At 31.3% G+C, this 12,407-nt stretch carries 10 protein-coding genes, 1 tRNA gene and 1 other RNA gene; 5 read left to right on the top strand and 7 right to left on the bottom strand.

Annotated elements, in window-relative coordinates; genetic code table 11:
• The first annotated feature begins 74 nt into the window (after positions 1-74).
• Positions 75-1,181, top strand: coding sequence for a M12 family metallopeptidase (locus EZS29_RS02625; protein ID WP_172603738.1), 1,107 nt, complete (start codon positions 75-77; stop codon positions 1,179-1,181).
• Positions 1,182-1,302: 121 nt separating this feature from the next.
• Here EZS29_RS02625 and EZS29_RS02620 read toward each other — a convergent pair whose 3' ends face one another.
• On the bottom strand, positions 1,303-1,905 hold the full coding sequence (locus EZS29_RS02620; RefSeq protein WP_130606245.1) for a S24 family peptidase: 603 nt from the start codon (positions 1,903-1,905) through the stop codon (positions 1,303-1,305).
• A gap of 671 nt (positions 1,906-2,576) precedes the next feature.
• On the opposite strand from EZS29_RS02620, the gene EZS29_RS02615 reads away from it, so the two are divergent.
• Positions 2,577-2,813 carry a hypothetical protein gene (locus tag EZS29_RS02615; RefSeq protein ID WP_130606243.1) on the top strand — a complete coding sequence of 79 codons (237 nt, stop codon included), beginning with the start codon at positions 2,577-2,579 and terminating at the stop codon, positions 2,811-2,813.
• Between the two features lie 16 nt (positions 2,814-2,829).
• Here EZS29_RS02615 and EZS29_RS02610 read toward each other — a convergent pair whose 3' ends face one another.
• The 5 genes from EZS29_RS02610 to EZS29_RS02590 form a co-directional block, all read right to left on the bottom strand.
• A complete protein-coding gene (locus EZS29_RS02610) occupies positions 2,830-4,857 on the bottom strand; it encodes a sensor histidine kinase (protein ID WP_130606241.1) in 2,028 nt (675 codons plus the stop codon).
• A gap of 38 nt (positions 4,858-4,895) precedes the next feature.
• Entirely contained in the window at positions 4,896-6,263 is a 1,368-nt protein-coding gene (locus tag EZS29_RS02605) for an ATP-dependent 6-phosphofructokinase (protein WP_130606239.1), read from the bottom strand.
• Between the two features lie 11 nt (positions 6,264-6,274).
• Entirely contained in the window at positions 6,275-6,991 is a 717-nt protein-coding gene (gene rph / locus EZS29_RS02600; protein ID WP_130606237.1) for a ribonuclease PH, read from the bottom strand.
• A gap of 129 nt (positions 6,992-7,120) precedes the next feature.
• Positions 7,121-7,207 (bottom strand) — tRNA-Leu (locus EZS29_RS02595).
• Positions 7,208-7,260: 53 nt separating this feature from the next.
• Positions 7,261-8,640, bottom strand: a complete 1,380-nt coding sequence (locus EZS29_RS02590; RefSeq protein ID WP_130606235.1) for a hypothetical protein — start codon at positions 8,638-8,640, stop codon at positions 7,261-7,263.
• Positions 8,641-8,860: 220 nt separating this feature from the next.
• Here EZS29_RS02590 and EZS29_RS02585 point away from each other — a divergent pair, with 220 nt between their 5' ends.
• Positions 8,861-9,517, top strand: coding sequence for a hypothetical protein (locus EZS29_RS02585; protein ID WP_130606233.1), 657 nt, complete (start codon positions 8,861-8,863; stop codon positions 9,515-9,517).
• Here the strand turns inward: EZS29_RS02585 and EZS29_RS02580 are convergent.
• Positions 9,514-11,088 carry a sigma 54-interacting transcriptional regulator gene (locus EZS29_RS02580; RefSeq protein ID WP_130606230.1) on the bottom strand — a complete coding sequence of 525 codons (1,575 nt, stop codon included), beginning with the start codon at positions 11,086-11,088 and terminating at the stop codon, positions 9,514-9,516. The genes EZS29_RS02585 and EZS29_RS02580 overlap by 4 nt on opposite strands.
• A gap of 168 nt (positions 11,089-11,256) precedes the next feature.
• Here EZS29_RS02580 and ssrS point away from each other — a divergent pair.
• Both ssrS and EZS29_RS02570 read left to right on the top strand, forming a co-directional pair.
• Positions 11,257-11,440, top strand: a non-coding RNA gene (ssrS, locus tag EZS29_RS02575) — 6S RNA.
• Between the two features lie 81 nt (positions 11,441-11,521).
• Complete coding sequence (locus tag EZS29_RS02570; RefSeq protein WP_130606228.1) at positions 11,522-12,406, top strand: aminotransferase class IV; 885 nt, start codon at positions 11,522-11,524, stop codon at positions 12,404-12,406.
• The last annotated feature ends 1 nt before the right edge of the window (position 12,407 follow it).

Raw genomic sequence — 12,407 nt, 5'->3', positions numbered from 1 at the left:
AAGACAATTCATATAATATATATATTATTTTAATAATTTAACCTTATAGAGAGAATCACATAGGAATAATGAATATGAAGATTTCTTTAAAAAAATATTTAATCTCGCCTATTTTAATTTTAAGTTTTGCCTCTCCACTTCTTGCTGAAGCGGGCAATCGCAATAAACGAAGCACTCCAACTTTTAGTAAATACTTTTGGACTGATGGAAAAATTCCTTATCGTATCGAAGACTATCATTTCACTGAACAAGAAATAAATAAAATTAAAGAACAAATGCGTTACCTTGAAAGTATAGCTAATATAATATTCACCCCGGTAAATTACCATTTTACAGGCAACCATATCACAATAATAAATGGAAAAGGTTGCTCAAGCATTGTCGGAATGGTCCGCCCAGGACAACCATTATCACTTAATTCAAAAGGCTGTTTTTCCAAGGGAACAATTCAACATGAATTGTTACATGCTCTTGGTTTTCATCATGAGCAAAGTCGTTTTGACCGAGACAAACATGTTAAGATTAATCCCCATAACGTTATATCTGATAAAATTTATAATGAAAATTTTTATACAGCGGGCGAAGAATCTGTTCGCTTTGGCGAATATGATTTAAAATCTATTATGCATTACAATACCCATTCTTTTGGGAAAATGTATTATGACAAAGATAGTCAAAATTATGTTATATTTCCTGTTATTGAAAGAGTAAATTCCAATGAAATCATAACAAGAGCGAACGAATTAAGTGATGGAGATAAGGATGGACTCATAAAAGCCTATGGCCCAGCCAAAACTGACATTGCTAAAACCACTGAAATAACAAATAAAACTAATAAACTAGATACTGAAAATTCGAAAACAATCGAGGAGAAAGCCTATTTAAGTAACAAGCATATTTTACTCTATGCTTTGGATAATCAAACTTATTATCGCCTAACATATATTGGTTACAATAATAAACCTTTTCTTACGGAAGTTGTGCCTGTCAATCCAAATTTTGTTAACTCAGGAATTTATCATCCTATCAAAATACGAGATTATGAATGGATTGTTGTGTCTGCACACAGATATGCAAATTATATAGAGTTAAATACCAAGTATTTTCATGTGAGAAAGGCAAAAATTCCTAATTCTTGTTTTATGACTTGGGAAAATAAAATAGATAAATGTACTCGATAATAATTTTTTTTATTTTTAAAAAATCTTCCTTATATGAAAAAGAGAGATTTTTTTAATACTTCTTTCAGCTTATAAAAATTTCTTTAATTTTGAAAATATGCATTTTTTATCTAAAAATTATTCAATATATCCATCTGCGCGATACAGGGGCAATCCATTTTATTTCTTTTGGATAAATAACTTCATCTTCGGTTAATGAGTGCAAAGAATAAATATTTGCTTGCACTTGTAATTTGCGCACTATTATTTTTTCATCATCGTATTTTACAATACAATTTTTATCATTGTTTTTTTCAATTTCATCTTTTATAATAACGCCACCTATTCGATCACCGGTGTGTGCCATTGGCGCCATTGATTCATCTTGGATACTGACGACTATAACATCCTGCCCCATTTTTTTCTTAATACTGCGAAACAGATTTTCTTCTTCAAAGCCTAGTATGGTAACATCTTTTATTTCTGAATATCTGCATGGGCTTACGCCTACTCCTGAGCGCAGCCAGTCTTGAGTTACAAAAATTCCAGCTGACTCAAAAACTTTGATGATGTTATTCATTGAAATACTTGTTAAAAAATCTATTTTCCCTCTCTCCCAATTTCGAATACTACTGACATTAATGCCAGCAATTTCAGCAAGTTTTTGGGCGGGCATTTTTAATATATTTTTTCTAATATGCTTTATTCTTAATATTATTTTATCTTTTTCTTGCATTTGCTTCATATGAACCGATTCTCATTAAGAAAATTTTAAGTTTAAATCACATTATGAATTAATGAATAATTCTAAAAAACCAATCGGCGAGATATTCTTTCATTTACTTCGGAAAGTCAAAAGCTAGATATAAAGTTAAATACAATTTATTGCCAAAATTTAAGACTTTCAATCTTGACTTGATACATCCATTCAGATATCAAAAAACTGTAACGTTACCACACTTCTTACATGTCGTAAGTTACATTCAGAAAAAAATTATCGTATTATCTTTATATAATAACTTATTTGATTCTTAAAAAGAATTTTCTCTTACTCAGAAAAAATCAAAATAAGAATTATTAATTTTCTATATTTTTTCTGATTTAAACTAAGATTGCTCAAACTGCATATTGTATTTTTTAAATGGTAAGATATTCTAAATCTTCAATATGTAAATTAGCTCGATAATATCTATGTATTCTTGGAAGGGCCACAGATGAAGAAACTTTAACTTATTTAATTTATTATATGGATTAAGTATTTTAATCTTTTCCAAAACCACGACCTGTCTGCAACTTTGACTTTCCAAATATAAAACGGTAAAGTAAAAATATATTACTTAAAATTAATATTATATTTTAATATCAGAGTATTTTAATAAGCAATATTTTAGTCAACGTCTTTTGAAAGGATCGACAATGCACTATGAAACATTATTGAATCAAATCTACGAAAATCCTTGCTGCACAATTCGTGGTTTAGCTCTTGATGATTTAAAGCATTTTTACAAATACTTTAAATCTGAATATATTTTTGAACTTCATTATAAATTATGTGATGATAAATGCGAAAACCACGAATTAACATGCATTTATAAATATATTAAAAGAGAAATTGAAAAAAGAATTGACTATCGTATCAATGAATTACACTAATTATACTTAAATTTTACTATATAATTGACAAAAGTTCTTTTATAGAATGGGGCCTCTTATCGATCTTAATTATCCCTAATTCATCCAACATTTTATAATCAGTTATTTGGACATCACTCGATAAAAATATTTTGTTGAAATAAATATCTCGCAAACTCCTTGCAAAGACAAAGAAATCATAATCAGATTTTGAGCCAAAATAATAGTCTGTGACAAGAATTGAAATGTTTTTAACAAAATTTTCTACTTTATTCACATGATTAAAAAATTCTTCCGGAGATGTAAAAGCTATAAAATCAATATTACCTAAATATCGTTTCCAAGATCTACCGACGAGTGGATCATCATCTATTAAGACAAAAGTTGATTTTTCCATATTCGTTTTTGTCTGAATGGCTTTTAACTTGTTGCCTATTAATTTCTTGGGTAGTTTAGAATAATAAGGATTATATTTTTCCTTGTTTGCTGGCAAATAAAAAATAAATTCAACACCTTTATCAAACTCAGAAAAACATTCAATATCACCACCATGCAATTTTATAATTTTTTGTGCTATTGAAAGGCCTAAACCTGTACCTTTTTCTTTATTCATCGTATAAAATGGATCAAATATAGTATGCAAATATTCTTTTTCAATAAACGAGTTTGAATTCCCAATAGAGACTTCTACATAATCCTGATTTTCAACTTTTATGTCTTCTGTATGAATCCAAATTTTGCCTTGCTCAAGGATTGCTTCCACTGCATTCGAAATAATATTTAAAATAACCCGCATAATTCTTACTTCATCGATATCTAAATAAAAACTATGTGAAAATTCATATTCAATCTCTATTTTTTTATTCTCTTTAATATTACCGATTGTTAAAAAAGTTTTGAAGAGTAGATCTTCTAGTTTAACTTTCTCAGATATATTGAGTTTAGTGATACCAGCATCCATAACTTCATTTAATAAATGTTCGATATAATTTTTTGATTCCGTAAATGCAGGTTCAAATTCTTTAATAAGGAAACCGACCTGCTTAATTTGGTTACAGTTTTTTAATTCTTGCAAGAAAAAATAGAGATTTGAAAAGGGTCTCCGCACATCATGCGCAATTGAATGCGCTAAATTACCAACAGCAGCGAGTTGAGAACTTTTTCTAATTTCATATTGTAAAAACATGGTGTATTTTAGATAAAATTCAAATGTAATTGATAAAGAATCGAGTTCATTATTTATTTTGCGCTTATCTGTGTAATTCATTTCATTCAAGACCCTTGCCCTCAATGACAAAAGTTTTTCAACGATTCTTTTTTGAAATAACTTAACACCCCAATAAATAGCCACAGATAAGAGCACTAGAATAATAAAAATATAAACATATAGGAAATAAAGATTATTTTCTTTCTGTGTCTCTAATTTAAAAAAAACCTTAAAATCTTTGATATCTAGGCTACTCGAAACTTTATAAATATGAATTAAGTTTGGAAATTGCCTTTTTATTTCAGTCATCGGCACTGTTATATATATAAACCCTAAATTATTTTTTAGTCTTTTCGATATAGGATTCAGCTGATAAGAAAGAGGTAAAATAAATTCAATCTCATTCCGCTTCACATTGATACTAAATTCTGCGTCATTGCCAATATTAGGCATTTGCGTGGGATAAAAATTTTGTGTTGGAATTTGTATCAATGCTTTTCCACGTGACCCATAAATAACCCAACGAGTCTCCTTATAACACAGCGCATCTCTTGCCGATTGAATTACACTTTCCAGTTGTTTTTTGTGGGAAGATTCATTGTCGATAGTGGATTGAAAATAAGAATTTAGACCTTCAGACAGTGCAACCATATAAGCTGCACTTTGAATCTTATGAAATGTGTCTACCAACTGAAGTAAATAGCTTTGCCCGAGATGATCATTTGCAGACTTTATTTTTTCATTTGAACTTTGTAATATTGTCCACAATAACCAAATAGAAAAGAGAAAAGGAACTAAAGCTGAGAGAAGGATTGCCTGAATAAAATAAACTTTAAGTGTCTTTGATTTGGAACTCATTAAAAAAATTAGCTCCGTTCAGAAAAACTTTAAATAAATTATTCCCAATGCGCAGGCTGTCCCGTTGAAGCAAGAACGGATAACCAAATAGATTCATTTGTGTCTAATCGTTTTTTTCCTACGGCTACGGCAGCTAAAGGAACATGGGTAAAACGTTCATGTGCATATCCTATCATGCAACCGGTTTTGCCAGCCATGGCAGCATGAACAGCATTTTGACCTAATTTTGCACAAAATACTGAATCATCCGCAGATGTGGTTTGAGAACGTAACATATAGCTTGGGTCTATATATTTTAATGTGGTTTCAATATTTCTTGTTTTAAATTCATCAACAATTTTCTTCTGAAGAAATTTACCAATATCTTTTAATTTAATATTGCCACTTGCATCTTTCTCAGTTTCGGATGGAGGGAAAAGATCTTGTCCGGCACCTTCAGCAACCGCAATGGTTATATATCCTTTATCAATCACTTTTTTTACAATCGTATTGAGTAATCCATTTGGTCCTTCCAATTTAATAGGGACCTCAGGGACTAAGACAAAATCGATATCATTCATAGCCACAGCAGCTGTTGCTGTCAGAGCTCCGCAGTTTCGTCCCATTATTTTGACGAGACCTATGCCATGAAAGGCAGAGCGTGCTTCCGTTTGTGCACAGCGCAGTGCTTCCACAGCCTTACCAACAGCAGATTCAAAGCCAAATGTTTTACTGACCCAAAGAACATCGTTATCGATCGTTTTAGGTATCCCGATTAAAGTAATTGGAACTTTTCTACGCTTTATTTCTTCATGAATAGCGTTTGCGCCAGCTAATGTACCATCACCACCGATCGTAAATAAAATATTGATGTCACGGAGCATAAGTGCGTCAACAATTGCGACATGGTTTGAATGTCCTCTACCTGTACCAAGCACACTTCCTCCCTCAAAATCGATATTTTGAACAGAGAAAGGATCCAGTCGACGCCAGCCAAAAGCGAAACGTTTGGTTTGTGGGTCATGAGAAAACCCTTGATATCCATAAGGAACGCCGTAAATATTCTTTACTCGATAACGATCAGATAAAAATGTAACTAGATTTTGTATAACATTGTTTAACCCAGGAGCAAGACCGCCACATGTTACGATAGCAACTTTAGTATTCTCAGGATTCCAAAATATTTTTTCTCTAGGTCCCGCCAACTCAAATGTTGGCGGTTGAAAAACAATTTTTCCGCTATCAGGTCGAGAAGCTTTCAGAAGGCCTTCCAAAGAAATATCTACCAAAACCCTATCTTTTCCATCCTCAACAAAGTTTCCTGTTTGAAAAGAATTTTTAAGCGGGGAAGGTAATGTCGCTTGACCAAAAGTCTCGGTGAGACTTTCAATTAAGAAGATTTCTGGTTTAATTTCTATGGTTTCCATTTTCTATGACCTCAAGCAAATGCTGCATTCTGTTCATCAAAAGCTTCTTTCAAAGCATCGGATGCAAGATCAAGCATCTTGTTCAATTGATCACGATTAAAAGGACGCTTTTCTGCAGTCCCCTGAACTTCGAGAAGTTGTCCACTTGCAGTCATAACAACGTTCAAGTCGACATCTGCTTTTTGATCTTCATGATAATCAAGATCGACGTAAACTTGTTCTTCTATAATTCCTACTGACACTGCAGCAACTGCATCACGCAACGGATTCGTTTTAATTTTATTCTGTTTAATAAGAGCTTCTATTGCAAGTTTTAAAGCGACATATCCACCCGTAATTGCAGCGGTGCGTGTGCCACCATCTGCTTGCAACACATCACAGTCAAGAATGATAGTGCGCTCACCTAATAGCTTCATATCCACAACGGAACGGAGAGAACGACCTATAAGTCTTTGAATTTCTTGTGTGCGACCTGAAAGATGTTGACGCTCACGCCGTGTGCGATCGTGAGTTGAACCAGGAAGCAACGAATATTCAGCAGTGACCCAACCTTGACCTCTTGTGCCACGCATCCAATTAGGCACGGATTCTTCAACGCTTGCAGTGCATAACACACGTGTTTCACCGTACTCAACAAGTACGGAACCCATTGGATTTTTTAAAAACTTTGGAGTAATTTTGAGTGGGCGAGGCTGCGAAGCGCTACGACCCTGTGAACGAAGTGACATTGAATTTACCTCAATTAAAAATAAAATAGACGTTTTCGATAATGAGCCGTCTCAATCCTAGAAAGTGGCACATTAAAAAATTTATGCAAATAGGGAAAGAAAAGAAGATAGAAAATTTTAGGAGCAAATTGGTGCGGAGGAGGAGACTCGAACTCCAAAGATCTTGCGATCACTCGCACCTGAAACGAGCGCGTCTACCAATTCCGCCACCTCCGCATGAGAATAATAATTAGAAGTAGGCAATAGAGTTGTCAAGAAAAATTCAGATTTTAAAAAAAGTATGACAGCCGTGTGGAAGAAATAAGTTGAAATCCTCTTAGCGTACCAAGGGAATAAGCGCTACCGAGACTAAAATCCCAATTAAAATTTGCAATAATTTGTTTGGATAAGCCAAAAGCAAATTGAAAACCAACTCCCTGAGAGCTCGATGCCGTTTGCGTTGAGATTAAGCTTGAGTAATTTAATAAAGCATCTAAAGTCATGCTATAATTTTTAAATGTATCATTGAGGATAAAGCGATATCCTAAAGACGGCTTAAAATAGCTATATTTTATTTTAGTTTCATAATTATAAGCATTATTTCCATTATAATTCCCATTTATAAAAACAAGTGATTTTGAATTATAAGCATCGATTTTTGCATAATCAAATAAAAATAAAAAGCCTTTAAACTGGGCAAATATTCCCAATGTAAAAATAAGGCCTTTAGACATGCCAAATTGTGAAGCATTTATTTTTCTTAGATAACCAAAATCATAAATCATAGAAAAACCGCTGCCAATTGCGAATATAGATCGGGATTTTTTGTCTTGACTCACATTGATATTTTTTATTTTCGTGTGATTTAGCTGTTGAACTAATTGGTTATTTTCATTTGTTTCTGTTTGAGCAGTTTGATTATTTTCTTTTGCTTTAAAGTAATCAATTTGATTTTTATTGTTCCTTTTATATAAATTAAAAGATGTAAATTTTATAATATTTTTGTTAGGATTTGGCATCATATCTTTATTATTAAATTGAATTTTTTTTAATTGATCAAAAACGACAGTTAAATTTCTTTGTGTTTCAGAAGATTGAATATATTTAACTTCAAATAAATTATTGGGACAAAATAAACTTATATATACTGGAACCCCAACGGGCAAAAAAATTGGTTTAATGTTTTCTAAAGGTTTTCCATTCCAATAGACTTGACAATTTTTTTGGTCTGTATTTTGTTTTATATGGATAGAAGTTTTATAAGCAATTCTATTTTCTTTTAGAGCAAATGATAATTTTTGCGCCGCCGAGTAATGTATCAGTTGGGCTAGATCCTTTGCAAAAGTTTCGATATTATCCGCTGAGATAAGTGATTGCAGTGATGTGATGTCATTTTTGAGAAGTCCTTTTAAAAATAAGTAAATATCAATAGAGACATTTTTATTTCCACTTTTTAAATCCGCTTGAACTATTTCCTTAATATCATAAAATTTCTGCTCTATTTTCTCTTTATCTAAATCTGTAATAACCTTTTCCTTTTTATTTTCATATATTTGCACAATTTCCGAAGAAAGCTCTATAAGATCTGCTCTATTCATTGCATAAATATTTTCTTGCAAAATAATGAGAAAAAAACAGATATAAATTAAATTAAATCTTTTCATTTCCATAAAAATATTTACCCATAAAGAAATTATTAAGTGTCTAATAATTAAACACTTACTTATAAAAGTGTTCATAAAACAGACAGAGGATGAGATCCTCAGATTTTTAATATCTTATAATTATTTGATTTTTCTTAGATATATTTATAAAGATTTTGGCATAGATCTTTCTTATATGTATTTGAGGATATGGACTGCCTATTCTGCAGACATTTTAAACAAAAAAATGAAATTAAATAAAACAAATAAAACCGATATTTTTTATACTCTTTTTAAAATAGTACCTTTTATACTATTCTTATCAATTATGTTTTATTGTCTCATATTGAATTACAATGAAAAAAATCAATATAAAATTATGCAAGAAAATTTAATAGAAGTACCTGTATTATACCCAAGCACAGCACCGGAAAAAAACAATCAATGTATTCTGCTTGCGATGGCACTTTTCTCGATTGACAAGAATAAAAACTCCATGCAGCCTGTTTATGATCCGAGCCTGAACGTAAGAGGATTAACTTCTGGAATGATTTTCTCTCCAAAAAAGAATATTTATATCGGTGATGAAGCATTTGAAAATTGGGGCTTATTAGGTTCTACATTAGCCCATGAAGTTGAAATACATGGTAACCAGTCTTTTGTGGAAATAGAATTTATAAATTTTTTATATCATTATGTATACGAATTTAAATACAATTTATTATTACATTTAATTAATAAAAGCGATGTTCAATATAAAAATAAAAAAATCGGGACAATAAAAGCTGAAAAAGAAGCATATAAGTATGAGTTGAAATCAAAAAATAGATTCTCATTGAACGCGCAAAATGAAAAATCGCTACAATATATTCTTGAAAATAAACTATATGAAAATGATATTTAGCTCTCTTTTCTGACTCGTTCAAAATTATATTTTTCACATTTCATAATTAAACTTGCTCTACTAATACCCAATTTCTTTGCTGCACGACTTTTATTCCAATTTTCATTTTCAAGAAAAGTTAAAATCATAGTTTTCTCAAGATTTTCTACAGCGTCTTTTAATGTCCCACTTGTGTTGATGGTCTTAAAAATATCTTCTTTTTCGTGAACACCATATATTCTATCAGAGAGGAGATCATCTTTTATTTCTTTCTCATCTCCCGATAACACACAAAGTCTTTCTACCTCATTTTGCAATTCTCTCACATTTCCTGGCCAATCATATTTTTCCATTTTATATATACAAGAAGAGTTAATTTTTTTTATATTTACATTATTTAATTTAGAGTAATCTGATAAAAATTTTGAAATTAAAATTGGAATATCTTCTTTTCTTTCTCTAAGAGGAGGAAGTTTAACATTAATAACATTAAGTCTATAATATAAATCTTCTCTAAAAGTACCTTCTTTAACCATTTGCTCTAAATTTCTATTAGTAGCTGCAAGGATTCTTACATCAACTTTTTTTTGTTCGCTTCCTCCCACTGGCAAGAATGTTCCTTCTTGCAAAACACGCAACAGCTTAACTTGCATTGAAGGAGATGTATCGCCTATTTCATCTAAAAAAAGAGTCCCTTTATCGGCAAGTTCAAACAACCCTTTTTTATCTTTAATTGCATTGGTAAAAGCTCCTTTAACGTGACCAAAAAGTTCCGTCTCAAGAAGATTATCGTTGATTGCCCCACAATTTTGGACAATAAAATTTTCATTTTTCCTCTTAGAATTCACATGAATTGATTTAGCAATACCTTCTTTCCCTGTTCCATTTTCTCCTGTTATTAATATTGTTGCTTCACTTTCTTTTATCTTTACTAATAATTTAAAAACATTCTGCATAGCTTGACTTTTTCCAACTATATTTTCAAACGTCCACTGTGTTTTAAAATTATTTGACAACGCATGAAAACTCTCAGTGTTGTCAGAAATTGTTTTTCTTAAATTCAATATTTCATCAAGAACAACTTCAAGAAGTTCTTTTAAATAGCTTACTTCTTTTAAAGATAAAACTGGAAGTTTGGCAATATAGTCTTCCAATTCTTTTGTATTTCCATTAAAATGCTTTTTTAAATACATTCTAAGACGATCTTTTTGTTCGTCTACTGTTTCTTCAATTAAAAAACCATCGGCAAAAATACAGCCTAAATATTTTTTTCCTAATTTTAAAGGCAATGACATAGTGCTAAAACCAGCATGACAAGTCGATAATAAATAAGCTTCTGCTTCTTCAGATTCAATTGTTGTTTTTGAAGCAATATCTACACAGTCAGGAAATGTTTTGTCGCTTTCGGTAATCAGTTTACAGATTGGATTTTTTGCATTAAAAAATTTTCCTTGTGGAACCCCTTTTAATACGCCTTTTTCATCTGTGAAATTTAATTGAATATTCCACCAACTCCCAATTATCTGCCTTAATTTATTAATTATATTTAATTTCTCAAAATCTTCAAAATTAATATCACTTTCTTCAATCACAACAACTCCTCAGCTTTAAGTTATTGGGAATGATCCCTTTGTCGGTATTTATGTGTTAAAACTTTATTCACTTTGTAAAAATATGAGACACTTCTAGGCAAAAACAGGTAGGAATGTTCCTATTTTTTTTTCCCACTTGACGATCTTCTGTTTTGTAAGCATAATGTCTTTAGCCTTGGGCAGTTCTTGTAACAATGTGGCAGAACCTACAAATAACGTAACAGGAAGCTGAAAAATTCTTGGTGAGCACGCCCTCCGGCTTGTACGATAGAGGGAAGCCTAAAAGGAGTTTCAGAAGCATCCACTTTTAAAGAGTGGGTTTCTCCTATTTCACGACTGCCCAAGGTGTTCATTCCAAATATCTCTCCAATTTTTATTTTATTTAAAATCATATGAGAAAAAATTGTCTTACATGTTCTAAAAAGGATTTAATATGTCAAACCAACATAATGGAATTTCATGTATTAATGGAATATTTACCCCAATAAACGAAGCTAAAATTCCTATTTCAGATCGTGGTTTTTTATTTTGCCATTCCATTTTTGAAACTCTTCTGGTAAAGGGCGATAAAATTATTTCGTGGGAAAGTCATTTCGAAAGAATGAAGCTCAGTTGTGAAAGTTCCTTTATTAAAATACCGGATGAAAATTTATTGAAAGATTGGTGTCAGCATTGCGCAGAAATCAATTATAATTTAAGCGATCCGAAACCTAATAAAGTACAATTAAGAATTATTGTAACGGGTGGTAATTCTTTTGATCTTGGTATCAAAAGAATGAATGAAACTTTACCAAACCCAAACGTCATAATTATATGCAGAAATACTGCTGGACCTTCACAAGATCAATATATGCAAGGTATTTCATTAAAATGTCTACCGGATTTAAGGGCTCAAGGCTTAATCGACATTAAAAGTTGTTCTTATTTATATAATTTAATGTGTCTTGAAATGGCAAAAAAAGAGGGCTATAATGACGCACTCTTTTATAATAATTTAAATTTAATTACAGAATCTACGACAGCAAACTTTATATGGTTTGACGAAAAGAATAATGTGAATTCAGCTCCTTTTAAAGGGAGTTGCCTCGCAGGAACCACTTTATCTAAACTTATTCAAGGCATGCAAAAAACAAATTTACTTTTTACTTGGAAAGAATTAAATCTGAAGAATCTTGCCGAAGCCACTGGCTGCGGCATTATTTCATCTATTCGAGGAATAGTTCCTGTAAACAAAATAGATACAACTCACTTTGATATCCATTCTCAGAAAAAACTTTTCGAGAAATTAAATAAAGTGCTAGAAGAACAAATGGAATAAG

This window comes from Fluviispira sanaruensis, assembly GCF_004295685.1.
GTDB classification, from domain to species: Bacteria; Bdellovibrionota_B; Oligoflexia; order Silvanigrellales; family Silvanigrellaceae; genus Silvanigrella; species Silvanigrella sanaruensis.
This window is presented reverse-complemented; position numbering and strand designations above follow the sequence as displayed.